22 protein-coding genes are annotated in these 25,016 nt (G+C 70.3%); 15 read left to right on the forward strand and 7 right to left on the reverse strand.

Going from position 1 to position 25,016, the window contains the following annotated elements:
• The first annotated feature begins 21 nt into the window (after positions 1-21).
• Positions 22-3,087, forward strand: a complete 3,066-nt coding sequence (locus PUT80_RS02730; protein WP_275290977.1) for a BTAD domain-containing putative transcriptional regulator — start codon at positions 22-24, stop codon at positions 3,085-3,087.
• An 82-nt stretch (positions 3,088-3,169) separates the two neighbouring features.
• Positions 3,170-4,384 carry a cytochrome P450 gene (locus PUT80_RS02735; protein WP_275290978.1) on the forward strand — a complete coding sequence of 405 codons (1,215 nt, stop codon included), beginning with the start codon at positions 3,170-3,172 and terminating at the stop codon, positions 4,382-4,384.
• Positions 4,385-4,415: 31 nt separating this feature from the next.
• On the opposite strand, the gene PUT80_RS02740 is transcribed toward PUT80_RS02735, so the two are convergent.
• The 5 genes from PUT80_RS02740 to PUT80_RS02760 all read right to left on the reverse strand — a co-directional run bounded on the left by PUT80_RS02740 (position 4,416) and on the right by PUT80_RS02760 (position 10,407).
• The gene (locus PUT80_RS02740; protein ID WP_275290979.1) at positions 4,416-5,018 is read right to left on the reverse strand and encodes a TetR/AcrR family transcriptional regulator; all 603 of its coding nucleotides are present in this window, start codon (positions 5,016-5,018) and stop codon (positions 4,416-4,418) included.
• Positions 5,019-5,048: 30 nt separating this feature from the next.
• Positions 5,049-6,146: a hypothetical protein gene (locus PUT80_RS02745; RefSeq protein ID WP_275290980.1), complete on the reverse strand. Its 1,098-nt coding sequence runs from the start codon at positions 6,144-6,146 to the stop codon at positions 5,049-5,051.
• Positions 6,143-7,603, reverse strand: a complete 1,461-nt coding sequence (locus PUT80_RS02750; RefSeq protein ID WP_275290981.1) for a hypothetical protein — start codon at positions 7,601-7,603, stop codon at positions 6,143-6,145. The genes PUT80_RS02745 and PUT80_RS02750 overlap by 4 nt, the downstream gene beginning before the upstream one ends.
• Positions 7,604-7,699: 96 nt before the next feature.
• A complete protein-coding gene (locus PUT80_RS02755; protein WP_275290982.1) occupies positions 7,700-8,908 on the reverse strand; it encodes an amidohydrolase family protein in 1,209 nt (402 codons plus the stop codon).
• A complete protein-coding gene (locus PUT80_RS02760; protein WP_275290983.1) occupies positions 8,905-10,407 on the reverse strand; it encodes a peptide MFS transporter in 1,503 nt (500 codons plus the stop codon). Before PUT80_RS02760 ends, PUT80_RS02755 begins: the two co-directional genes overlap by 4 nt.
• A 180-nt stretch (positions 10,408-10,587) precedes the next feature.
• On the opposite strand from PUT80_RS02760, the gene PUT80_RS02765 reads away from it, so the two are divergent.
• Entirely contained in the window at positions 10,588-11,526 is a 939-nt protein-coding gene (locus PUT80_RS02765; RefSeq protein WP_275290984.1) for an Lrp/AsnC family transcriptional regulator, read from the forward strand.
• Between the two features lie 47 nt (positions 11,527-11,573).
• On the opposite strand, the gene PUT80_RS02770 is transcribed toward PUT80_RS02765, so the two are convergent.
• Complete coding sequence (locus PUT80_RS02770; protein WP_275290985.1) at positions 11,574-13,025, reverse strand: amidase; 1,452 nt, start codon at positions 13,023-13,025, stop codon at positions 11,574-11,576.
• A gap of 57 nt (positions 13,026-13,082) precedes the next feature.
• Complete coding sequence (locus PUT80_RS02775) at positions 13,083-13,760, reverse strand: GntR family transcriptional regulator (protein ID WP_275290986.1); 678 nt, start codon at positions 13,758-13,760, stop codon at positions 13,083-13,085.
• Positions 13,761-13,987: 227 nt separating this feature from the next.
• Between PUT80_RS02775 and PUT80_RS02780 the strand changes: the two genes are divergently transcribed.
• The 12 genes from PUT80_RS02780 (at position 13,988) to cpt (ending at position 24,954) form a co-directional block, all read left to right on the forward strand.
• Entirely contained in the window at positions 13,988-15,157 is a 1,170-nt protein-coding gene (locus PUT80_RS02780; RefSeq protein ID WP_037806283.1) for an acyl-CoA dehydrogenase family protein, read from the forward strand.
• Complete coding sequence (locus PUT80_RS02785) at positions 15,154-15,981, forward strand: CoA ester lyase (RefSeq protein WP_037806285.1); 828 nt, start codon at positions 15,154-15,156, stop codon at positions 15,979-15,981. Before PUT80_RS02780 ends, PUT80_RS02785 begins: the two co-directional genes overlap by 4 nt.
• The gene (locus tag PUT80_RS02790) at positions 15,978-17,126 is read left to right on the forward strand and encodes an acyl-CoA dehydrogenase family protein (RefSeq protein WP_134662821.1); all 1,149 of its coding nucleotides are present in this window, start codon (positions 15,978-15,980) and stop codon (positions 17,124-17,126) included. The genes PUT80_RS02785 and PUT80_RS02790 overlap by 4 nt, the downstream gene beginning before the upstream one ends.
• 9 nt (positions 17,127-17,135) lie before the next feature.
• Entirely contained in the window at positions 17,136-17,870 is a 735-nt protein-coding gene (fabG, locus tag PUT80_RS02795; RefSeq protein ID WP_134662822.1) for a 3-oxoacyl-ACP reductase FabG, read from the forward strand.
• Positions 17,867-18,733 carry a MaoC family dehydratase N-terminal domain-containing protein gene (locus PUT80_RS02800; protein WP_275290987.1) on the forward strand — a complete coding sequence of 289 codons (867 nt, stop codon included), beginning with the start codon at positions 17,867-17,869 and terminating at the stop codon, positions 18,731-18,733. Before fabG ends, PUT80_RS02800 begins: the two co-directional genes overlap by 4 nt.
• Positions 18,726-19,940: an acetyl-CoA C-acetyltransferase gene (locus tag PUT80_RS02805; protein WP_275290988.1), complete on the forward strand. Its 1,215-nt coding sequence runs from the start codon at positions 18,726-18,728 to the stop codon at positions 19,938-19,940. Before PUT80_RS02800 ends, PUT80_RS02805 begins: the two co-directional genes overlap by 8 nt.
• Positions 19,937-20,389: a MaoC family dehydratase gene (locus PUT80_RS02810; RefSeq protein ID WP_275290989.1), complete on the forward strand. Its 453-nt coding sequence runs from the start codon at positions 19,937-19,939 to the stop codon at positions 20,387-20,389. Before PUT80_RS02805 ends, PUT80_RS02810 begins: the two co-directional genes overlap by 4 nt.
• Positions 20,389-22,077 carry a CoA-transferase gene (locus tag PUT80_RS02815; protein ID WP_275290990.1) on the forward strand — a complete coding sequence of 563 codons (1,689 nt, stop codon included), beginning with the start codon at positions 20,389-20,391 and terminating at the stop codon, positions 22,075-22,077. The genes PUT80_RS02810 and PUT80_RS02815 overlap by 1 nt, the downstream gene beginning before the upstream one ends.
• Entirely contained in the window at positions 22,074-22,886 is an 813-nt protein-coding gene (locus tag PUT80_RS02820) for an enoyl-CoA hydratase/isomerase family protein (protein WP_037806292.1), read from the forward strand. The genes PUT80_RS02815 and PUT80_RS02820 overlap by 4 nt, the downstream gene beginning before the upstream one ends.
• Positions 22,883-24,031 carry a CoA transferase gene (locus PUT80_RS02825; protein ID WP_275290991.1) on the forward strand — a complete coding sequence of 383 codons (1,149 nt, stop codon included), beginning with the start codon at positions 22,883-22,885 and terminating at the stop codon, positions 24,029-24,031. Before PUT80_RS02820 ends, PUT80_RS02825 begins: the two co-directional genes overlap by 4 nt.
• Before the next feature lie 110 nt (positions 24,032-24,141).
• Positions 24,142-24,363 (forward strand): DUF6480 family protein, encoded by a 222-nt coding sequence (locus PUT80_RS02830; RefSeq protein ID WP_037806294.1) that lies wholly within the window; start codon positions 24,142-24,144, stop codon positions 24,361-24,363.
• Positions 24,364-24,420: 57 nt separating this feature from the next.
• Positions 24,421-24,954: a chloramphenicol phosphotransferase CPT gene (cpt, locus tag PUT80_RS02835; RefSeq protein WP_275290992.1), complete on the forward strand. Its 534-nt coding sequence runs from the start codon at positions 24,421-24,423 to the stop codon at positions 24,952-24,954.
• Positions 24,955-25,016 lie beyond the last annotated feature (62 nt).

The following is a 25,016-nucleotide window of genomic DNA, read 5'->3' on the forward strand; positions in this document are numbered from 1 at the left end:
TCGGATGGCAGGATCGGACGGGTGCAGATCAAGATCCTGGGTCCGTTCGAGGTCCGCGACGGCACGACGGCCGAGGTGCCGGGCGCCCGGTTGCGCGGGCTGCTCGTCGCCCTCGCGCTCCGGCCGGGCCAGGTCGTGCCGAAGGCGTCGCTGATCGACTGGATCTGGGGCGAGCAGCCGCCCGCCGACGCCGCGAACGCCTTGCAACGCCTGGTTTCCCGGCTGCGCAAGGCGCTCCCGGGCGCCGTGGTCGAAGGACTGACCGACGGGTACCGGCTGGCGATCGACGCCGACGCGGTCGACGCGGTGCGCTTCGAGCGGCTCGTCGCCCAGGCCCGCGACCACGGGCCTGGGCGGCTGCGCGAGGCGCTGGAGTTGTGGCGCGGTCCGGCGATGCAGGACGTCGGATTGCAGGACAGCGACGCGTTCGACGCGGCGGCCACGCGGCTGGAATCACTGCGGCTGACGGCCATGGAGGACCGGTTCGAAGCCGAGTTCGATCTCGGCGGCGGCGCGGATCTCGTCCCGGAGCTGACCGACCTGGTGGCCGCGCACCCGGTGCGGGAAAGGCTCGTCGCCGCGCTGATGCGCGCGCTCGCCGCCGCGGGCCGCAACACCGAGGCGTTGCAAGCGTTCCAGCGGATCAGGGAAACGCTGGCCGACGAACTGGGCACCGACCCGTCGCCCGAACTGTCCGCGCTGCACGTCGCGTTGCTGCGCGGCGAGGTCGGACGGCGCGAGGAGAGCCGCAAGACCAACCTGCGCGCCGAATTCACCAGCTACATCGGGAAAGAAGCCGATGTAGCCGCGGTCCGCGACCTGGTTTCGCGGCATCGGCTCACCACCTTGACCGGGCCTGGCGGCTCGGGAAAGACCCGGCTGGCCACGGAAACCGCCCGCACGCTGGTCTCCGGCCTGCACCACGGCGCGTGGCTGGTCGAACTGGCCGCGGTCGGGAGCGGGGACGACGTCGCGCAGGCAACGCTGTCCGGGCTCGGCCTCCGCGACGCGCTGCTCGGGGAAGCGTCCTCCGCGGACCCGGTGGACCGACTGGTCTCCGCGATCCGCGACCGCGAAACGTTGCTGGTGCTGGACAACTGCGAACACGTCATCGAGTCCGCCGCCGCGCTCGCGCACCGACTGCTCGGCGAATGCCGCGGACTGCGGATCCTCGCGACGAGCCGGGAACCGCTGGGGATCACCGGCGAGGCGTTGTGGCCGGTCGAACCGCTCGCCCGCGCCGAGGCCGTCCAACTGCTGCGCGACCGGGCGACGACGCGGAACCAGGACCTCGCCGACGACCGGACGCTGGCCCGCATCTGCACCGCGCTCGACGGGATGCCGCTCGCGATCGAACTGGCCGCGGTCCGGCTCCGCACGATGTCCGCCGAGCAGCTCGCGGACCGCCTCGACGACCGGTTCCGGCTGCTGACCGGCGGCAGCCGCACCGCGCTGCCCCGGCACCGGACGCTGCGCGCGATGGTCGACTGGAGCTGGGAACTGCTCAGCGACGGCGAACGGCTCGTGCTGCGCAGGCTGTCGGTGTTCGCCGGCGGCGCGAGCCTCGAGGCGGCGGAACGGGTCTGCGCGGGAGAACTGGTCGACGAGTACGAGGTGCTGGACCTGCTCGCCGCGCTCAGCGACAAGTCGTTGCTCGTCGCGTTCGGCGAAGGCGCGCCGCGGTACCGGATGCTCGGCACGATCAAGGAGTACAGCACCGCACGCCTCGCCGAGGCCGGGGAGACCGAGCTCGCCCGGCAAGCGCATCTCGCGTACTTCACCGAACTGGCCGAAACCGCGGAACCCCGGCTGCGGCGCGGCGAGCAGCTGGAATGGCTCACCGTTCTCAAGGCAGAGCACGACAATCTCGTCTCGGCCATGCGCGGCGCGCTCGCCGCCGGTGACGCGCACTCCGCGATGCGGCTCGCCGCAGCCTGCGGCTGGTACTGGTGGCTCGTGGGCCGCAAGGCCGAGGGCATGGAACTGATCGCCGCCGCGATCGCGATTCCCGGCGAGGTCCCCGACGGGACCAGAGCCATCGTGTACGCGCTGACCTCGATGTTCGCCACGTCCGGCCCCGGCGATATGCCGGAAGCCGCGCAGTGGATCCACAAGGCGTACGAGTTCGGCAAACACGGCCGGCACCTGCACGCGGCCCTGCGGCTGGTGGTGCCGCTGGAAATGATGCTGCGCGACACGGACGCGCTGCTGCCGGCGTGGGAGTCGCTGCTGGACGACGAGGACCCGTGGGTGCGCGCGTTGTCCCGGCTGCACATCGGGAAACTGCGGATGATGCTCGGCCAGGACTGCGAATCCTGGTTCGACGAATCGCTGGTCGAGTTCCGGGTCCTCGGCGAACGGTTCGGCATCTCGTTCGCGCAGACCGAACTGGCCGGCTGCCTCGCCATGCGCGGCGAATTCGGCGAGGCGAGCGAGCATTTCGACCAGGCGATCGCCGTCGTCGCCGAACTGGACGCCCTCGACGACGTCGTCCAGCTCCGCATGCGGCAGGCGCGGCTGCACTGGCTCGCGGGAGACAAGGACGCTTGCGCCGCCGCGGTCGCCGAGGCGGAAAGACTCGCGGAAGGCGTCACGTGGCCCGGGACGCTGGCGTCGCTCGCCCTCGTCCGGGCGGAACTGGCGCGGTGGAACGGCAACGCGCAGGACGCTTTCGACCAGTTCGGCCACGCGATGAGCCTGCTCGGCGACGAAGCGCAGCAACCACATCTGCGCGCCGCGGCCCACGACTTGCACGCGTGGTTCGCGACCGATCTCGAGGAGGCGCGCGAACACCGTGCCGCTGCCTGCGACGCGGCGGCGGAGACCGGACGCGCGCCGGAGATCGCGCAGGCGGTCGTCGGGGTCGCCGACCTGGCATTGCGGCGCGCGCAGTACGAGCACGCCGCACGGCTGCTGGCCGCGAGCGCACAGGTGCTCGGCCGGAAAGACCTGTCGAACCCGGACGTGCCGCGGATCGAGCAGGAGGCGCGCAACCACCTCGGCGACGCGGCGTTCGACCGGGCCGCCCGGGAAGGCTCTGCGGGTGTGTGGACCGACCTGGTCACGGAGCCGCTGACGCGGGCCTGATCCCGTGTCAGCGCCGTGACGGCTCGGTGTCTGGGCGCTCGGAGATCGTGGTGACATCAAGCCACCACGAGAGGATTTCCCGATGAACCAGCAGGTTTCCCCGGTCAACGGCCTGCCGATGGACCGCGACGCACGCCCGTTCGACCCGCCGTCGGCGATCACCGCGCTGCGCGAGACCCGCCCGGTCAGCCCGATGCTCTTCCCCGACGGCCACGAGGGCTGGCTGATCACCGGATACGAGGCGGTCCGGCAGGTCATGTCCGACGCCCGGTTCAGCAACCGCCTCGACCTCGGCGTGGTCCACGTGCCGTACGAGACGCCGGGCATGCCGGTCGCCACCGAACCGTCGCCGCAGATCCCCGGGCTGTTCATCAGCATGGACGCCCCCGACCACACCCGGTTGCGGCGCAAGCTCACCGGCGCGTTCACGGTCAAGCGGATGAAGCAGCTCGAAGACGGGATCATCGCGATCACCGAACAGCAACTGGACGCGGTCGCGCAGCTCGCGCCGCCGATCGATCTCGTGCGGGAGTTCGCGCTTCCCGTGCCGTCGCTGGTGATCTGCGAACTGCTCGGCGTTCCCTACGCCGACCGCGAAACCTTCCAGGCGAACTCGTCGAAGTTCATGGAGCGCGACGTCAACCTCGAAGACAAGATGGCCGCGTTCGGCGCGATGATGGGCTACCTCGGCCAGCTGTGCACGGACAAGCGCGCCGAGCCGGGCGAAGACATCCTGTCCGACCTCGCCCGCGACGAGGACCTCAGCATCGAAGAACTGACCGGCATGGCGTTCCTGCTGTTGCTGGCCGGGCACGAGACCACCGCGAACATGCTGTCGCTGGGCGCGTTCGCGCTGCTCGATCACCCGACGCAGCTGGCGGAACTGCGCGCCGACCCGACACTGTTCGGCAACGCGGTGGAAGAGCTGATGCGCTACCTGTCGGTGGCTGACATCTTCTACCGCTACGCCACGGAGGACATCGAGGTCGGCGGCGAGACGATTCCGGCTGGCTCGACTGTGGTCGTCTCGCTGCTCGCCGCCAACCGCGACCCGAAGCATTTCGAGGACCCCGACACGATCGACCTGCACCGCAAGGTCCGCGGGCAGGTGGCGTTCGGCCATGGTGTCCACCAGTGCTTGGGACAGCAACTGGCTCGCATCGAGATGCGCGTGGGGTTCGAGGGGCTGTTCCGCCGTTTCCCGGACCTGCGGCTCGCGGTTCCGGCTGGGGAGGTGCCGTTGCGGACCAACATGAATATCTATGGGGTGCACGAGCTTCCGGTCACCTGGTCCTGAGCGAGCGCCACGTTCACCACGGCGCCGGGCGTCAGCCGCGCAGTGCCGGGCCGATCCAGCGGCGCACCAGGCCTCGCAGTTCGTCGTCGGTCGCCGGCGGTGTCGACGGGTATTGCAGGAACGACATGAACAGCCGCATCAGGATCTCGGCGAGTTGCTGGAGTTCGGCGTCGGTGTGCACGCCGGCGGCGGCGGACCAGTCGGCCTCCGTGTCGCGCAGGATTCGCGCGCCTAGGGAGAAGGACGGCGGCGTGGCGGTCCCGGCGGTGAAATAGTCGGCTTCCCCGGCCTGCAGCAGCAAACCTAGGTAGGGCTCGTCGGGCAGGCTGCGGACGGCGAACACGACGGACTCGACGGCGATCTCGACCGGGCTGTCGAACGCGGACAGGTGCCGCCGCATCCGTTCGGCGAACTCCTCGGCGCCCGCGTGGGCGACGGCGCGCAGGATTTCGGCCAGGCCGGGAAAGTAGCGGTAGACGGTCTGCCGGGTCACTCCGGCTTCGGCGGCGATGTGGGAGAGGTTGGTCTTGGCCAGCCCGGCGCGGTCGATGCACGCTATCGCCGCCTGCACGATGCGGCGGCGTGCCTCGTCTTCGGCGCCGGGCGGGTCGCCCTGCCATCCGTGGTACCCCATGTCGCCCATCGTTCCAGACGAGACCGCAGGTCACTGACGGGCGGGGCGAGCGGCGGCCAGCAGCGAACCGGCGGCGAGGAAGCACGCGAGTGCGTACGGTCCGCTCCCGATCGGGGAACCGTCACTGGTGATGCCGTCCCGGGCTCCGAAATAGCCGGGCAGCGCGCCGATCCAGAACACTGCCATCCCGCCCAGGTAGATCGCGGGGTAGTACCGGGCGAACGCCGACTGCGGTTCGCCCGCGCCGCGCTCGCCGGAGCGCAGCTGTGCCACGACGATCCACGCGCCGGCCACCCAGACGAGGCCCAGTTCCGCGCCGAGCACCCAGGCTTGCGCGACCTGGTTGGGATGGTCGCCGCCGAACAGACTCGCCGGGAGTCCGGCGACCGCCATGGTGAACGGGGTGAGGACGCCCGCCGCGAGGATGCGCGGAACCAGCCGCCAGCCGCGGCGCGGCCGTCCGTCTCCGGCCGGGCCTCCGGTGAAGCGCACCACGAGGTAGGTCATCGCTGCCATCGAAACCGAAGCGAACAGCAGCATGCTGGTCATCGGAACCGCGGCGAGTGCCGGCTGGTTGACGATGCGGTTGGCCGGGTTCCAGGCCCACCATTTCAGTTGCGGGCCCACCTGGTCGAAGACCTCGTAGAAGACCTGGCAGGCGAACGCGACGGCGACGGAGCCGGTCAGCGGACCGCGGCGGCGGAAGACCCCCAGCGACCGCACCAGTTCGTAGGCGAGCTGGCTGATCACCGGATAGAACGCCACGATGTAAAGCGGCAGCCGGTCCCCCATGAACTGCACGGTGAACCGGTTGTGCGCGAAGATGAATCCGTACAGCCGGTCGAGGCCGAACCATTCGGGGAAGTACAGCGGCGGTTCGGTGACGACGAGATACACCAGCGAAGCCCACCACAGCGCCAGGTTGACCGGATCGCCCGCGCGATAGCGGCGCACGGCGTGCCAGAGCGCGAACACGGCTCCGCCGACGATCAGCATCTCCAGCAGCGGCATCGTCCAGTGCGCCAGGTCCCACGGCGCCCGGACCGAAACCACCGGGCTGACGTCGTGGCAGTCGAAACCGAGCCGCCGGACGACTTCCTCCGCCTCCGGCCCGCAACCGGCGCTCATCCCGCGACCGCGGCCGGCGAGTAGTCGGTGGTCGGCGGCTCGGCCTGGGGATCGAAGCCGAAGGGCACCCGGTGCCTGCCCAGCATGGAGCGGACGCAGTAGCGGACCAGCCCGGCGAGCACGCGCGGGGTGCGCATCATCTCGCCCAGCGACTCGTCGAGATTGAAGACCTTCGCGAAATGCTCGTCGACGACGTCGTCCTCCCGGGCGGCGCCGACGACAAGGCTGAACGCCGGGGCGGAGACGGCCGCGAGGAGGCGTCGTTGCCACCCGGGCAGCCGTTCGGTGCCCTCCGCGCACTCGTAACCGCGGTCGCGGGCCATCGCCAGAGTCCACGGCACCTTGAGAAGGTCGCGTTGCGCCGCAAGGAATCGCGCGCAGAAGCTCGCGTCGAGATTGGTCGCGCGGGCCAGATGCTCGCGCAGCAGCAGCGCCGAACCCGACGCGGAACTGATGCCCTGTGCGTAGAACGGATTGAACGCGCAGATCGAGTCGCCGACGAACGCCAGGCCTCGCGGCGGGCTCGTCCAGCGGTCGTAGCGCCGCCACCGGTTGCCGGTGGACCGCGTCAGATGCACCTCCGAGGACGGCGTGCACCGGTCCATCGCCGCGGCGAACAACGGCGTCCGCGTCCTGCGCGCCGATTCGACGAAGGCGTCGGCCGTCCGCGGCATCTCCAGTCCCCACGAACCCATGCAGGCGATGACCCGGTCGCCCTCGATCGGGAAGAAGTTCACCAGGAACTCGTGCTCCGCGGGATGCCCGCCGCGGTCCTGGGTCGGCATCAGCACCAGGTGCCGCCACCACCAGGACGCCGGACGGCTCTCGGGCGGCGGCAGTTCGTACCAGCGCGAGGTGTAGGTGACCTTGGCGTCGAGGGTCCGCACCTCGGGCTCCGGCCAGCCCGCCGCCGCCAGCCAGTTCGCGACGGGCGAGCCGCGGCCCATCGCGTCCACGACGAAGTCGGCGTCGAGATGCTCCTCTCCCCCGGGCCGGGCGATGTCGACGCCGGTGACCGCCCCGGGCGCTGTGCCAAGGCCGCGCACCGCCACGTGCTCCCAGATGTCCACATTGGACAGTTGGCGGACCTTGTCCCGCAGCACGCGCTCGATGAGGACGCGCGAGCTGTAGACCATCGTCATCGCACTGCGTTTGCGCGCCGACCAGCCCTCCCGGTCCAGGTAGGCGGCGTCCATCGACGGCATCAGGTGCAGCCCGCCCGCCGCGACGAGGTCGTCCTCGAAACCGGGGAAGAGCGCGGTGATCGCCCGGCGGCCCGAGTTCAGCAGGAAATGCGGGTGCTTGCTCTGCGGCACCCCGCGCCGGTGTTCGGCGCTCTCCGGCAGCTCGTCCCGCTCCAGCACGAGCACCTGATCGAAATACGGGGACAGCGCCCCGGCGGCGCACAGGCCCGCGACGCTTCCGCCGAGGACGACAGCGGTCTTGCCGAGCTTCATCCGAACCAGCTCCGCTCGTCATTCATACAACTTTCGAGATAATGTATGAATGATGGACCGGCGTGTCAATCGGCCTGGTCAGCGACCAGCCCCGGGCTACCCGCGGTCGACCGCGTGCACCAGCCGTCCGTCCTGGTACACCGCGAGGATCCGTTTGCCCAGATCCCGCACGTCGAGCGGATCGCCGTCGACGACGACGAGATCCGCGCGCTTGCCGGGAGTCAGCGAACCCAGCGAGGAACCGAGGCCCATCAGGTTCGCCGCGGACAGTGTCGCGGCGTGCAGTGCGTCGGCCGGGCGCATGCCCTGTTCGACCAGGAGTTCCAGTTCCAGCAGGTTCTCCCCGTGCGGGTACAGCGGCGCGTCGGTGCCCATCGCGATCGGGACGCCCGCCTCGACCGCGCGCCGGACGCTGCCTTCGGTGCGTTCCTTGATCTTCTCGACGATGTGGTCGGGATAGCCCGCTGCCCCGGCTTCGACCGCTTGCCGCAGACCGACTCCGGCGCTGAGGGTCGGGACCAGCCAAGTGCCGCGCACGGCCATCATCTCGAGTGTTTCGTCGTCCAGGAAATGGCCGTGTTCGATGGAGCGGACCCCGTTGCGGACGGCCGCCTTCGCGCCGTCGCCGTGAGCGTGGGCCATGACGTGCAGTCCCGCCGCCGCGGCCTCGGTGACCATCATGGCGATCTCGTCGTCCCGGAAGTGCGCGATCTTCGGCCCGGCGCCGCCGGACACGACGCCTCCGCTGGTAGCGGCTTTGATGACGTCGGCTCCGGCGCGGACCAGCTCCCGGACTTTGCGCCGGATCTCTTCCGGGCCGTCCACCACCACGGGCGGGCGGCCCGGGTGCGGCGGCAGCAGGTCCACCACGCTGGTCGAGGGCCACCACGGGTCGCCGTGCCCGCCCGTCTGGCTCAGCATGTTCAGCGAGATCTGCATGCGGGGCCCGGCGATCAGGCCGCGCTCCTGCGCCACGCGCATCCCGAGGTCGGCGCCCGCCGCGTCCCGGACGGTGGTCACGCCCGCGGCCAGCGTGCGGGCCATGTTCCGCGCGCCTTCGTAGAACTGGAGCGAAAACGGCTGTTGCACGCTCTCGAAGAGATCCGAACTCGTCATCGTGAGGTGCACGTGGCAGTCGATCAGGCCGGGCAGCACTCCCCTGCCGGTGCAGTCGACCTCCTCGTCGCCGTCGAGGCCGGTCCCGACGTCGACGATCCGGCCGTTTTCGACCGCCACGTCCGCTGAATCCGCGCACCGGGACGTCGCGTCGAAGAGAGTTCCGCCGCGGAAAACTGTGCGCTTCACCGGCCCGCTCCGTTCACGGCCGCCTGGTCCCGGTCCATCGTGGTCCCCCTTCTCGCTGCTTGCTTTCGGATGAGCGGAGCCAGCGCGAACAGCAGCAGAGCCAGCACGACCGCGCCGGCGCCGAGCGCACCGAAGTAGCCTGCCGCCGAACGGGCGTCGTAGAACTTCACCAGCTGGGCGCCGATGCCCTGCCCGGCCGCGTTCGACGACAGCCACAACCCCATCGTCTGCGTCGCGAACGCCGCGGGCGCCAGCTTCGTCGTCGCGGACAGCCCGATCGGCGAGAGGCACATTTCGCCGACGGTGACCACGGCCAGGCTCCCGGCCAGCCACAACGGGTTCGTCTGCCCCGGATGCGCCGCGGGCACCACCATCAGCAGGTACGACAGGCCGGCGATCGCCAGTCCCGCGGCGAATTTGTGCGCGGTCGACGGTGAGCGGGGCGAGCGGTCCAGCCGCAGCCACAGCATCGCGAACAGCGGAGTCAGCACGATCAGCACCAGCGAGCCGACCGACTGGAACCACGACGCCGGGATCGCGAACCCGAACGCGTCGAGGTCGGTGCTTTCGCCCGCGTACTGCGCGATCACCGTCGCGCCCTGTTCCTGAATGCACCAGAACGCGACCGCCGCGATGAACATCGGAATGTAGGCGCGGACCCGGGCGCGTTCGGCCGCGGTGGTGCGCGAACTGCGCAGCATGACCGTGAAGTAGCCGACGGGAAGCGCGATCGCCAGCACGCTGATGAGGTTGACGGCACTGTCGGCGTCGAGGACTCCGGTGCTGACCGTCACCGCCGCCAGCACGGCCAGCACAGCGATTCCGGCGACGACCGCGACGAGCCGCGACCGCGGGACCTCGGCCAGCCGCAACGGGTTCTTCGGACTGTTGCTCACCGGGTTGAGGCGCCGCTGCGACCGGAGATAAACCACGAGACCGGCCGCCATGCCGACCGCGGCGATCCCGAAACCGGCGTGGTAGTCGTAATCCTGGCCCACCGTGCCGACGACCAGCGGAGCGGCCACCGCGCCGACGCTGATGCCCATGTAATAGATGCTGAACCCGGAGTCGCGCCGCGGATCGCCGGCCGCGTAGAGATCGCCGACCGACGAGGAAATCGCCGGTTTCAGCAGGCCCGTTCCGACGGCGATGAAGACCATCGAAGCGAACAGCGCGCCGGCGCCCGCCGGGACGGCCAGGCAAATGTGCCCGCACATGATCAGGAACCCGCCGACGAGGGTGGTCCGGCGGTCGCCGAGCAGCCGGTCGCTGATCCAGCCGCCCAGGATCGCCGCCAGGTAAATCGCCGACCCGTAGACCGCGATCAGCGGCTTCGCGCTCTCCGGCCGCAGGCCGAGGCCGCCGTCGGACAGCCGGTCGGTCATGTAGTAGAGCAGCAGCGCGCGCATGCCGTAGTAGGAGAACCGCTCCCACGCCTCGGCGAAGAACAGCCCCACCAAGCCGCGGGGCTGACCGAAGAACGCCCGTTCCTTCCCCATGCCCACCGCACCTTCCGCGTCGACCGCCGCTCCGATGGGAGCAGACGGTACATCTGCCGAATGCGGCAATCAATAGCCGATTCGGCGAGCGAACGCCGATAGTTACGCCGTTTCGTCTTCCGACATGCCTCCCAGGGAGAAGATTCGCCGACCGAGGGGGAATCAGCTAGGTTCTTCCCCGTGCCAGGAAACCCCGACGACGTCGATGAGCTGCTCGTCCGCGCGCTGCAACAGGACGGGCGCGCGTCGTTCGAGACGCTGGCCCGGCTGGTCGGGCTCGCCCGCTCCACCACCAAGGCGCGGGTGCAGCGGCTGATCGAAGAGGGCGGACTCCGGCTGATCGGCGCGATCCATCCGGCGGTGTTCGGGCTCCATCAGCTCGGGCACGTGATCGTCGAGACCGAGGGAGCCGCCCGCCCGGTCGCCGAACGGATCGCGGCACTCGGCGAAACCTCGTTCGTCACCACGACCGCGGGCCGGTTCGCGGTGACGGCCGAACTGCGCGCCGCCGACCTGGAGTCCTTCGCGGCCGGGCTGGCCCGGGTGCAGGCCGTCCCCGGCGTCCGGGCGGTGCAGACGATCACGTACCTGCGGGTCTGGAAGGACCCCTATTTCCCGCCGGGACCGCTGGAAAGCCCCGGGCCGCTCGCGGACCTCGAGCTGGACGACGTCGATCACCTGCTGCTCGCGCAGCTGCGCGACGACGGGCGCGCGTCGTTCGCCGAACTGGCGAAAGCGACCGGGCTTTCCCCGGGAGCCGCGCGGGCCAGGGTGCTCCGGCTGCTCGAGTCCGGCGTCGTCCACATCGGAGCGTTGGTGCGGCTCAGCCGCTCGACGCGCACCCACACCATCGGTTTCGCGGTCCACGCGACCGGCGACACCGAACCGGTCGCCCGCCGGATCGCGGAGTTCGAGAACATCGACTGTTTCGCGACCGGAGTGGGATGGTGCAACGGAATCGGCAGCATTCAGGCGCAGTCCCCGGACGAGGTGCTGGACACGCTCGAACGCCTGCGGGAGCTGCCCGGCGTGCGCGCGATCGAGTCCTGGAGCCACCTGCGGGCGGTCAAGGAGGAGAATGACCGCCCGCTCACCGCCGTCGGCACCGGGCAGGGCTGAGCAGCCCGGCTATCCACTGTGGATGCTCAGAAACCGCTGCCGCTCCATCAGTTCGGCACCCGGAACCCGCCGATCCGCTCCTCCAGCAGCTCAGCCAGCCGCAGCGGGGTCCGGTCCTCGAACATCGGGCCGACGACCTGCACCCCTACCGGCAGGCCCTCCGGCGAGAAGCCCGCGGGCATCGCCGTGGCGGGCAGGCCCGGCATGGTCGCCACCCCGGCCCAGACCAGCTGGTCGAAGAACGGGTACTCGACGCCGTCGATGTCGATCCGGCAGGCCAGCAGGTCGGGGTTGTGGTCGTGCGGGAACGCGGGCGTCGGCGTCACCGGGCAGACCACCGCGTCGAACTCGGCGAAGAACTGTCGCCAGCCGTGCCGGTGCAGTTCGCGGCGGTGGTTCACCCCGAGCCAGTCGCGGTGGCTGAGCACCAGGCCGCGCAGGCGCGCCGCGTCCAGGCTTTGGTCGGTTGCGCTCAAGGCGGCGGCACGAGTCTGCAGCTCCTCGTAGGCGTCGACCGGGAAGCGCGCGACGGAGCCGGAGAACAGCAGCTGGGTGTAGAGGGTCGCGGCTTCGGCCAGGTCGGGCAGCAGCGGGCTGTGTCGTTCGACCCGGGCGCCGGCGTCGGCGAGTGCATCGGCTACCCGGTTCACTCCGGCCCGCACCGCGGTTCCGGTCGGGATGAAGGGGTGCTCGTCGAGGATCAGGACGCGGAAGTCGCTCAGCTGCTCGTGGCGGGCGGGCGGCAGGGCCAGGTCGTGCGCGACGCCGTAGGTCAGCGGGTCCGGCCCGGCCATGACGTCGAGCAGCATTGCCAGGTCGCGGGCGGTGCGCGCCATCGGCCCGACGACAGCGAGATCCAGGTCGAGCGGCAAGGGCAGCTCGTTCGGCAGGACCATGCCGCGGTTGGCCACCAGGCCGAGGGACGGCTTGTGCCCGTAGACACCGCAGAAATGCGCGGGGGTGCGCAGCGAACCGCCGATGTCGGAGCCGATGGACAGGGCGCCGAAGCCCGCTGCCAGGGCCGCTGACGATCCGCCGGAGGAGCCGCCCGGGGTGCGGTCGTGGTCCCAAGGGTTGTTGGTAGTGCCGTAGACCGGGTTGGAGCTCTGCAAGCCCTGAAGTCCTAAGGGGACGTTGGTTTTGCCGAGGATGACCGCGCCGGCGTTCTTGAGCCGCGACACCTGGACCGCGTCTTCGGCGGGCATGAAGTCCCGGTGCTGCGGCATGCCCCAGGTCGTGGGCAGCCCGGCGACGTTGTAGCACTCCTTGACAGTCACCGGGATTCCGAGCAGCGGCCGGTCTTCGCCGCGGGCACGCGCCCGGTCGGCCTCTTGCGCGGCGATGCGGGCACGGTCGAAGTCCGGTGTGCAGATCGCGTTGAGTGCCTTGTCTTCCCGCTCGATGCGGGCGATCGCCTCGTCGGTCAGCTCCGCCGAGGTTGTTTCGCCTGCCCGCATGGCGGCCGCGAGTTCTCCGGCCGACTGAAAGTTCCGCTCCATGAATTCGACCGTAACGGGTACCCGGTGGAGCCATAAAACATTAATTCGCGCAACGGGTCAGTGGTCCCAGAATCCCTGTTTTTCCAGCAACGCCACCGCTCGCTCGCCCGCGTCGGCGAGGTGCTTCTCCACCAGGGTGCGCGCCCGGCCGGCCGAGCGGGCGGACAGTGCGTCCAGGATCAGCCGGTGGTCGTCCCGGGCCTTGACCGGCCAGTCCTCGTGTGCCTCGTAAAACCCGTGCGAGACGGTTTTGACGAGGATTCCCAAGAGCGACAGGAGACGGCGCGAATCGGCGGCGTAATTGATTCGCCGGTGGAACTCGTAGTTCAGCCGTTCCTGCTCGCCACTGTCCACTGCGGACTCCATCCGGTCCGCGAGATCGTGCAGCGCCTGGAGGCTTTCCGGGGAGAGGTTCTTCGCCGCGCGCTCCGCGGCCAATCCGGACACGACGCCGAACACGCGGAAATGGTCCCGGATGTCGTCGCGCGTCATCCGGGCGACGAACGCGCCCCGGCGGGCGATGTGCTCCACCACGCCCTCGTGGTCGAGCGTGATCAACGCTTCGCGGACCGGGAGTTTGCTGATGCCGAGTTCGTCGGCCAGCGCCTCCTGGTCGATCTTCGCCCCGGCGCGCAGCTGCCCGGAGAAGACCCGCCGCCGGATTTCCTGCGCGGCCATCGCCTTGAGGTTCGCCGGGCCGGTGCGGCGCGGTCCGGCACTCGCGGTCTCGGGCATCGCCACTACCTTCTCCCTCCTCATGCGCGGCTGTATCGGATCAAGTATTACACGACCGGGGCACGCTCGGGAGGCTCTGTCACTCGCGCCCGAAGCGCCCGTCAAGCGAAGAAACCGCCGTTGACCTGGAGAACCATGCGGGCCGAGCGTCGCCCGGGAGTGTGAGCCATTCGATGATTTCTGATAAAGTATTTTCCAGCGAGGCGGTCTGGGTCATAGTGGGAGGCATGGCAGCAGCGGTTACCCCCGAGGACTTCCGGCCCATCCTGGAGCTGGTGCGCGACTTCGTCCGGGCGAAGGTCGTCCCGCGCGAGCAGGAGATCATGGACGGCAACGCCATCCCCGACGACCTGCGCGGGCAGGCCGCCGAGATGGGCCTGTTCGGCTACGCGATCCCCCAGGAATGGGGCGGGCTCGGGCTCGACCTGACCCAGGACGTCGAGCTGGCGATGGAGTTCGGCTACACGTCGCTCGCGCTCCGGTCGATGTTCGGCACCAACAACGGCATCGCCGGACAGGTGCTGGTCGGCTTCGGCACCGACGAGCAGAAGAGCCAGTGGCTGGAGCGCATCGCCTCGGGCGAGGTCGTCGCGTCGTTCGCGCTGACCGAGCCCGGCGCCGGGTCCAATCCCGCCGGGCTGCGCACCAAAGCGGTGCGCGACGGCGACGACTGGGTGATCGACGGGCAGAAGCGGTTCATCACCAACGCGCCGATCGCGGACCTGTTCGTCGTCTTCGCGCGCACCCGTCCCGCGGACGACTCCGGGCCGGGCATCGCGGTGTTCCTCGTGCCCGCGGACACGCCGGGCCTGGAAGTCGGGCCCAAGGACAAGAAGATGGGCCAGGAAGGCGCCTGGACCGCGGATGTCACCTTCTCCAACGTCCGAGTGCCTGCTTCCGCGCTCGTCGGCGGCAACGAAGACGACGGGTATCGCGCCGCGATGACCTCCCTCGCGCGGGGTCGCGTGCACATCGCCGCGCTCGCCGTCGGTTCCGCGCAGCGGGCGCTGGACGAGTCCGTCGCATACGCCGCTTCGGCGACGCAGGGCGGTCAGCCGATCGGCGATTTCCAGCTGGTGCAAGCAATGCTGGCGGATCAGCAGACCGGCGTGATGGCCGGCCGCGCGCTGGTGCGGGAGACCGCGGCGCGCTACGTGTCCGGTGAGGACCGGCGGATCGGGCCGTCGGCCGCGAAGCTGTACTGCACGGAGATGGCGGGCAAGGTCGCCGACCTCGCGGTGCAGATCCACGGCGGCACCGGGTACATGCGCGACGTGCCGGTCGAGCGGATCTACCGCGACATCCGGCTGTTGCGGCTTTACGAAGGCACCAGCGAAATCCAGCGCCTCATCATCGGCGGCGGCCTGGTCCGGCAGGCGAAGAAGGCACAGAAATGACCAGCCGCGCGGCCACGCGGGCGCGGGAAGCGACAACCCTCCTGTTCGTCCCGGGCGACCGGCCGGAGCGGTTCGGCAAGGCGATGGCGGCCGGGCCGAGCCTGGTCGTGCTCGATCTGGAGGACGCCGTCGCGCCGGAGCGCAAGGTGTACGCGCGGGAACAAGCCGTCGCGTGGCTCGAGGAGAACCCCGAGTGCGCGGTGCGGGTAAACGCCGCCGGCACCGCCTGGCACGACGAAGACCTCGCCGTGCTCAGGCGGCGCCGGTGCACGGTGATGCTGCCGAAGGCCGAGCCCGCGACGACGCGTGCCGCGGCCGAGCAGCTCGGCGTCCTGCCGGTGGTGATCGCGCTGGTCGAAACCGCGCGCGGCGTGCTGGACGCACGGGAGACCGCCACCGTGCCGAATGTGCAGCGTCTCGCGTTCGGCAGCTTCGACCTCGCCGCGGAGCTGGGGGCCGATCCGGCGGACCGGGACGCGTTCGTCGCCGCGCGGGGCGCGCTCGTGCTCGCCTCCGCCGCGGCGGGACTGCCCGGGCCGATCGACGGCGTCACCGCGGACCTGGACAACGAGCTGCACCTCACCGACGAAGTCCATTACGCACGGCGGCTCGGCTTCGCCGGAAAGCTGTGCGTGCACCCGAAACAGGTGCCCGTCGCCGCCGCGGCGCTGCGTCCGACGCGCGAGGAAGTCCGCTGGGCGCAGTCGATCCTCGACGCCGGCGCGGACGGCGCGGTCGCGGTGAACGGGCAGATGGTCGACAAGCCGGTGCTGGAGCGCGCCCAGCGCGTCCTCCGGCAGGCACGAGAAGGGAACGGGCGATGACGCTCACCGACGACGAACAGCAGATGGTCGCTCTGGTCGCGGAGTTCGTGGACGAACGGGTCCGGCCCCGGGTCCGCGAATTCGAAGCCGACGACATCTACCCCGCCGAGTTCATCGACGAGATGAAGAAACTCGGCTTCTTCGGGCTGCTCGTCCCGGCCGAATACGGCGGCGTCGACGTCAGCACCGCCTGTTTCGCCCGCGTCACCGAAGAACTCGCGCGCGGCTGGATGAGCCTGGCGGGCGCGATCGGCGGGCACTCGGTCATCACTTATCTGATCAAGACCTTCGGCACCCCGGAGCAGCGCGAGAAGTACCTGCCAGCCATGGCCGAGGGGCGGATCCGCGCGACGATGGCGCTGACCGAACCCGGCGGCGGCAGCGACCTCCAGGCGATGCGCACCCAGGCCGTGCCGGGCGACGAGGGCTACACGATCACCGGCTCGAAAACCTGGATCTCCAACGCCGCGCACTCCGGCCTCATCGGCCTGCTGTGCGTCACCGACCGCGACGCGAAACCCGCGCACCGCGGCATGAGCGTCCTGCTCGTCGAACCCGGCGACGGCCTCACCATCTCCAAGAAGCTGCCCAAACTCGGCTACCGCGGCGTCGAAGCCTGCGAACTCGTCTTCGACGGCCAGCAGGTGCCCGCGGACGCGGTTCTCGGCGGCACGCCGAACCAGGGCTGGTCGCACATGATGCGCGGGCTGGAAGTCGGCCGGATCCAGGTCGCGTCGCGCGCGCTGGGCGTCGGGCAGGCCGCGTTGAACGACGCCGTCCGCTACGCCCAGGAACGCGAGTCCTTCGGCAAGCCGATCTGGAAACACCAGTCGGTCGGGAACCTGCTCGCCGACATGGCCACGAAGATGCGCGCCGCCCGGCTGCTCACCGTGGACGCCGCGGAGAAGCTCGATGCGGGCGAACGCGCGGACATGGAAGCCGGGATGGCCAAGCTGTTCGCGTCGGAAACCGCGATGCAGGTCGCGCTCGACGCCATCCGCGTCCACGGCGGCTACGGCTACTCCCGGGAGTACGACGTCGAACGCTACTTCCGCGACGCGCCGCTGATGATCGTCGGCGAGGGCACCAACGAAATCCAGCGCAACGTCATCGCCGCGCAGCTCGTGGCGCGCAACAAGATCTGAGGGAATCCCATGACTCTGCTCAACGGCCGGACCGCTGTCGTCACCGGCGGCGCGCAAGGCATCGGACTCGCCATCGCCCAGTTGTTCGTCGCCCAGGGCGCCCGCGTGGTGCTCGGCGACATCGACGGCGACGCGGCCGCGAAAGCCGCGGACAGCCTGGACGGGGAAGCGGTCGGCGTGGCCTGCGACGTGACCAAGTCCTCCGATGTGGACGCCCTGCTGGCAGCTGCCGCCGAGTCGTTCTCGCCGGTCGACGTGTTCGTCAACAACGCAGGCATCACCCGCGACGCGACGATGCGGACGATGACCGAGGACGAGTTCGACCAGGTCATTTCCGTGCACCTCAAGGGAACCTGGAACGGCACCCGCAAGGCCGCCGCGATCATGCGCGAGCGCAAGAGCGGCGCGATCGTGAACCTGTCGTCGCTGTCGGGCAAGGTCGGCATGGTCGGGCAGACCAACTACTCCGCCGCGAAAGCGGGGATCGTCGGGCTGACCAAGGCCGCGGCGAAGGAGATGGCGCACCACGGCGTCCGGGTCAACGCGATCCAGCCCGGCCTGATCCGCACCGCGATGACCGAGGCCATGCCGCAGAAGGCGTGGGACCAGAAGATGGCCGAGATCCCGATGCGCCGCGCGGGCGAGGTCGGCGAAATCGCTTCGGTGGCGTTGTTCCTCGCGTCCGACCTGTCCTCCTACATGACCGGCACGGTGCTCGAGGTGACCGGCGGGCGGTTCATGTGACCGGCTGGGAACCGCACGCGGTCACGACCGTGGAGCTGGTCGACCCGGCCCCGGTCGCGGCGCTGGCCGCGCTCTTCGACAACGGGCTGCCCGCGCCGCGCCCGGGCGACGACCTGCCGCCGCTGTGGCACTGGGTCGCGCTCCCCCGCTGGCCGGTCTCCTCCGGGCTCGGCCCCGACGGGCATCCGGCGCGCGGCACGTTTCTGCCGCCGGTCGACCTGCCGCGGCGGATGTTCGCCGGCGGCGAGGTGACCGTGCACCGGGCCCCGAAGATCGGCGAGACGGTGACCCGGCGGTCCATTGTGGACTCGGTGACCGAGAAGTCCGGCCGGTCCGGGAAGCTGGTGATCGTCGTGGTGCGGACCGTGCTGTCCGGGGTGGACGGTTCGCCGCTCGTCGAGGAACGGCAGGACCTCATCTACCGCGAAGCGGGCGCGACAACGTCCGACGCAGCGCCCGTGGAGCCTGCGGAGCTCGCGGGAGCCCCGTTCCGCCGCACCGAAGACGGCTGGGACTTCGCCACCGACCCCACCCTGCTGATGCGCTTCTCCGCCGCCACCGCGAACGCGCACCGCATCCACTACGACTGGCCGTACGCGACCCGGGTCGAGGGCTATCCCGGCCTGGTCGTGCACGGGCCGCTGATGTCGCTGGCGCTGGCCGAGGTGCTGCGCCTGGACTCCCCCGGCGCCCGGGTGACCCGGCTGGCGCACCGCAACCTGGCCCCGCTGTTCTGCGGCCAGCCCGCGCACCTGCGCACCGAACCGCGTCCCGGCGGCGCGACCCTGACCCTCGTCGGGGACCCCGGACCGCGCACCAGCCTCGAAGCCGATTACCACGAGGAAGGCACTCCCCATGCGTGACGCCGTCATCTGCGAACCTGTCCGCACCCCGATCGGCCGCTTCGGCGGTTCGCTCAAGAGCGTGCCCGCCGCCGACCTCGGCACGATCGCGCTGAAAGGCCTGCTGGAGCGCACCGGCCTGCCCGCCGACGCGATCGACGACGTCATCCTCGGCCACTGCTACCCCAGCGCCGAAGCCCCCGCGATCGGCCGCGTCGTCGCGCTCGACGCCGGGCTGCCGGTCACCGTGCCGGGCATGCAGGTCGACCGCCGCTGCGGCTCCGGACTGCAGTCGGTGCTGCTCGCCGCGCTCCAGGTGCAGGCGGGCGCGAGCGACCTGATCGTCGCGGGCGGCGCGGAAAGCATGTCCAACACCGTCTTCTACGCCAACGACCTGCGCTGGGGCGCGAGCGGCGCGGGCGTCCACCTGCACGATTCCCTCACCCGCGGCCGCCAGACGCCGGGCGGCAAGCACTACCCGGTGCCCGGCGGGATGCTGGAGACCGCGGAGAACCTGCGGCGGCAGTACGGCATCACCCGCGAGGAACAGGACCGGCTCGCCGCCGCCTCGCACCAGCGGGCTGTCGCCGCGCAGCAGTCCGGGGTGTTCGCCGAGGAGATCATCCCGGTGCCGGTCGAGACGCGGAAGGGCACCGTCGTCGTGGACACCGACGAGCACCCGCGCCCGGACACGACCGTCGAAACGCTCGCCAAGCTGCGGCCGGTGCTGGGCAAGCAGGATCCGGAGGCGACGGTCACCGCGGGCAACGCCAGCGGCCAGAACGACGCCGCCGCGGTGTGCGTCGTGACCACCCGCGAACGCGCCGCCGAACTGGGCCTGCGCCCGCTCGTGCAGCTGGTCTCGCACGGCGTCGCCGGGGTCGAGCCGAAGGTGATGGGCATCGGCCCGGTGCCCGCTTCGGCGCTCGCGCTGGAACGCGCCGGTCTGAAGATCTCCGACATCGACCTGATCGAACTCAACGAGGCGTTCGCCGCGCAGGCGCTGGCGTGCACCCGTGAATGGGGCTTCGGCGAGTCCGACTTCGACCGGCTCAACGTGCACGGTTCCGGGATCTCGCTGGGCCACCCGGTCGGCGCGACTGGCACCCGGATTCTCGCCACGATGGCGCGGGAAATGCAGCGCCGCGAGGCCCGGTACGGGCTGGAGACCATGTGCATCGGCGGCGGGCAGGGCCTGGCCGCGGTGTTCGAGCGGGTCACGGCATGACCCGCGTCTTCGGCTCGGCGGACGAGGTGCGGGCCGCGATCGGCGACGAGAGCGGGCCGACCGCATGGTTCGCCGTCGACCAGGCGCGGATCGACGCGTTCGCCGAGGCCACCGGCGACCGCCAGTGGATCCACACCGATCCCGAGCGGGCCGCGAACGGACCGTTCGGGGCGACGATCGCGCACGGGTTCCTCACGCTGTCGCTCATCCCGTACTTCAGCGCGCAGCTGGTCCGGCTCGATTTCGGATCCGCGCGGATCAACTACGGGCTGGGCAAGGTCCGTTTCCCGGCGCCGGTCCCGGTCGGGTCCCGGCTGCGCGCGAGCGCGTCGTTCGCCGAGGTGAAAGACGGTTCCGCCGGGGTCACCGTGACCACGCGGTACACGGTGGAACTCGAAGGCGCGGCGAAACCGGCGTGTGTCGCCGAAACTTTGGTGGTTGTGGCCTGATGACCGAGTTCTGCCAGCTGGACGAAGCCGTCTCGCGCCATGTGCGCGAGGGCGACGCGCTGCACGTCATCCTGGGGCACAGCCGCTGGAGCGCGCTTGTCCGGGAGATCGCGCGGCAGCACTGGCATCGGCCGTCGCGGTTCACGCTGATCATGGCGAGCCTGTCGTCGCTCGGCGCGGTGCTGTTCCGCTCCGGGTGCGTGGAGAAGGTCGTGACTGTCTACTCGGGAGACTCGTTTCCCGTCTTCACGCCGAATCCGGTGTTCCAGCAGGCGTACGCGGACGGTTCGGTCGAGGTCGAGAACTGGTCGTTCCTGAGCTATATCCAGGGGTTGCGCGCCGCCGCGACCGGTGTGCCCGCTGTGGTCACCGGCTCGGTGCGCGATTCTTCGATGGCCGGGAATCCTGGTTACGCGGAGGTCGACACGCCGTTCGGCCGCGTCGGTCTGGTCGCGCCGATCACCCCGGACGTCGCGATCGTGCACGCCGCGGTCGCCGACCGGCAAGGCAATCTGGCCATCGCGCCGCCGATGTTCGAGGGCTCGATCGGCGCGTTCGCCGCGCGGCGCGGAGTCCTCGCGACGGTGGAGAAGGTCGTTGACGACCTGCGGCCGTGGGCTTCGTTCGTCCGTGTTCCGGCGCACCGCGTGCTGGCCGTGGTCGAGGCCCCGTTCGGCGCCCATCCCGGCGGGGTCTTCCCCGGCAGCGAGAACGCTCGGTTGCCCGTCGACGGTTACGCCGAGGACGTCGAGTTCTGGATCGCTGCCCGGGAAGCCAGCCGTTCGGCGGACTTCGACGACTGGATCCGCGAATGGATCCTCCTCGACCACGACGCTTACCTGGCGAAACTCGGTCAAGCGCGGCTGGATCGGCTGACCCGCACGCTCGGGCAGCCGACCCCGCCCACCGGCCGCGGCGACCACACCGGACCGGTGACCCGGCCGGAACGCGCGGCGACCTGGCTCGCCGCACTCGTCCGGTCGCGGATCGCCGAAACCCGAGCCGACGGCGTACTGGCCGGCGCCGGGCTGGCGAACCTCGCCGCCTGGGTGGCCGTCGAACAGGCGAAGGCGGACGGGCACGAGGTCGCGCTCGCGGCCGAACTCGGTCTGTGGGACTACTCCCCGACGCCCGGCGACCCGTTCATCTTCAGCTTCGCCAACTTCCCGTCGTCATCGATGCTGCTCGACACCGAACAAGCGCTCGGGACGCTCATGAACGGCCCGGCCACGAAGTCGATCGCCTGCGTCGGAGCGGCGGAAATCGACCGACGCGGCAACATCAACACCACCCGGATCGACGGCGGCCCGTACCTCGTCGGTTCGGGCGGCGGCAACGACGTCGTGACCGGCGCCGACGAGACGTACGTCGTCGGGACGATGAGCCCGCGACGGTTCATCGAAAGCTGCAGCTACGTCACCAGCCCCGGCGCGCGGGTCCGGGCGGTCGTCAGCGACCTCGGCATCCTGACCCCGCGCGACGGCGAACTGGTGCTCACCGCGATCGCGCCCGGGCCGGAGCCGCTCGGCGACCGCATCGCGCACGTCCGGTCGCGCTGCGGCTGGGACCTCGCGGTGGCGGACGACCTGAGCGAACTGCCCGAGGTGACCGCGGACGACGTCGAGCAGTTGCGGAAATACGACCGCGAGGGCTTGTTCCTCGGCGACGGCAGGAAAGGAGCGGCATGAGTCGCTACGCACAGTTCGAGAACCTGCGGGTCGACGGCCCGGACGAGGACGGCGTCGTCGAACTCGTCCTCGACGCCCCGAATCTCAACGCGGTGAGCGAAGCCGCGCACGCCGATCTCGCCGACGTCTGGCGCGAGTTCGACCGTGACCCGGCGGTGAAAGCCGTCCTGCTGCGCGGCGAAGGCAAGGGCTTCTCCGCCGGCGGATCCTTCGACCTGGTCGAAAAACTCGCCACCGACTTCGAAGCGCGCTCCCGCACCATGCGCGAGGCCCGCGATCTGGTCTACAACGTCATCGACTGTTCGAAGCCGATCGTGTCGGCGATCCACGGCCCCGCCGTCGGCGCCGGACTCGTCGCCGGAGTGCTCGCGGACGTCTCCGTCGTCACCGCCAACGCCAAGATCATCGACGGCCACACCCGGCTCGGCGTCGCGGCGGGCGACCACGCGGCGGTGTGCTGGCCGCTGCTGTGCGGGATGGCGAAAGCCAAGTACTACCTGATGACCTGCCGTCCGCTCAACGGCGCCGAAGCCGAGCGGATCGGCTTGGTGTCGCTGTGCGTCGAGGACGAAGCCGAGCTGCTGCCGACCGCGCGGGAGATCGCGCACGAACTGGCATGCGGCGCGCCCACCGCGATCCGGTGGACCAAGCAGAGCCTCAACCTCTGGTACCGACAGCTCGCGGGCGCGATCTTCGACTCCTCGCTGGCACTGGAGTTCTACGGCTTCGGCGGTCCCGAGGTGCACGAAGGCCTGGCCTCGCACCGCGAACGCCGCAAGCCGGACTTCTCCCGGGTGCACGACGCATGAACCCCGCACTGCTGGCGGGATTGCGGGTCGTCGAGCTGTCCGCCTACGTCGCTACGCCGCTGTGCGGGCTCACGCTCGCCCAGCTCGGCGCGGACGTCGTACGGGTCGAACCGCTCGGCGGAGCCGCCGACCGCACGCGCTGGCCGTTGTCCGACTCCGGGACCAGCCTGTACTGGTCCGGGCTGAACAAGGGAAAGCGCGCGGTCGCCGTCGATCTGGAGTCCGAAATGGACCGCCGCCGGGTCGCCTCGCTGATTCTCGACGGCGGACCGTGCGTGGTCGTGACGAACACTTCGCGGCACGCCGATCTCGGGTACGAGGCACTGAGTGCGCAACGGCCGGACCTCATCCACGTCCTCTTGGACGGCCGAGCCGACGGCGGTGCCGCGGTCGACTACACCGTGCAGGCCGCGACCGGCTTCCCGCTGCTCACCGGCACCGGATCCGAGCCGGTCAACCACGTGCTGCCCGCCTGGGACGTCTGCGCCGGGCTGTATCTCGCGGTGGGCCTGCTGGCCGCCGAACGGCACCGGCAAGTCACCGGCCGCGGCCGATCGATCCGGGTCGCGCTGGAGGACGTCGCCCTCGCCACCGCCGGGAATCTCGGCTATCTCGCCGAAGCGCAGCTGACGGACCATTCGCGGACCAAGTCCGGCAACGAGATCTACGGGACCTACGGCGACGATTTCGAGACCGCCGACGGTGTCCGCGTGATGATCGTGCTGCTCACCGAACGGCATTGGCAGAAAATGCTCGCCGCGACCGGCCTGTCCGACGCCTTCGCCGGATTGAGCGAGGCGCTGGGGATCTCGTTCGCCACCGAGTCCGACCGGTACCGGCACCGGGACGTGATCACACCGCTGCTGGCGCGGTGGTTCGGGCAGACGTCGTACGAGGAGGTGGCGGAAGTGCTTACGCGGCACCGGATTCTGTGGGAGCGGTACCGCAGCTTCGCCGAACTCGGCCGGGACGGAGGTGCGGCGCTGCGGGAGCTGGCTCTGTTCGGGAGGGTGGACCAGCCTGGGGCGGGGACGCATTGGGCACCGAAGTCTCCTGTGCAGGTGGACGGAGCGCGGCTCGATCCTCAGCCTGCGCCGGACGTCGGCCAGCACAATGCTGCGGTGCTGCCTCCGACTCAGGCATAGCTGTCGCCTGCCGTGGGCGCCCTCCCGTTCGACCGGGGGCAAACGCACGTTTATCCCCGTCCGATGCGGCAAACCCTCCGGTGACCGCACCGACGACGAGGAGACCGGACATGACCGCACCCGGGCCCGAACCGGACGACGTGCCGGGTCTCGAACCGGGCGGTTCCGTACCGCCCGGCGACACCCCGCCCGACGCCGGACAGACTTCGGGGCTTTCGCATCCGCAGCCGATGCCGTCGCGCAAGCTGCCCGCCCGGTGGCTTGCCATCGTGGCGATTCTCGTGCTGGTGGTGGCCGCGTTCTTCGTGCTGCGCGCTGTCGATTGGTTGTAGGGCAGCGTTCGGGGAAATTCGCTTCTAGCGTTGCTGCGGTGTCTCTACTGTGCCGTGGTGACGACTAATGTGATCATGCTCAACGGCGGTTCCAGCTCGGGGAAGTCCGGGATCGCGCGGTGCCTGCAGGCGGTCCTACCGGATCCGTGGCTTGCCTTGGGGACGGACACACTAGTTCAGGCGATGCCCGCGGCCATGCGGGCTTCGAACGCCGGGATCGAGTTCGCTCCGGACGGAAAGGTGCTCGTCGGGCTGGAGTTCCGGGCGCTGGAAGCGGCATGGATCGAGGGGATCGCCGCGACGGCCCGCACGGGTGCCCGGGTCATCGTCGACGAGGTCTTCCTCGGCGGAACGGGGTCGCGAAACCGATGGCAGAAGGCTTTGGGCGGCTTGCGGGTGCTGTGGGTCGGCGTCCGCTGTGACAGCGCGGTCGCAGCGGGCCGTGAGGTCGCCCGAGGCGATCGGGTCATCGGCATGGCGGCGGCCCAGGCGGAGATGGTCCACCGGGGCATGGTCTATGACCTGGAGGTGGACACCACGCGTACCGAGTCGCTGGAGTGCGCTCGGACGATCGCCGCGCAGGTCGGCTGATCGGCCCGTCTCCGCCGAGCGGTTTGCGAGTGATCTCCGCCGGGAATTCGCGCCGCGAGGTG

Source organism: Amycolatopsis sp. La24 (assembly GCF_029087445.1).
Classification (GTDB): Bacteria; Actinomycetota; Actinomycetes; order Mycobacteriales; family Pseudonocardiaceae; genus Amycolatopsis; species Amycolatopsis nivea.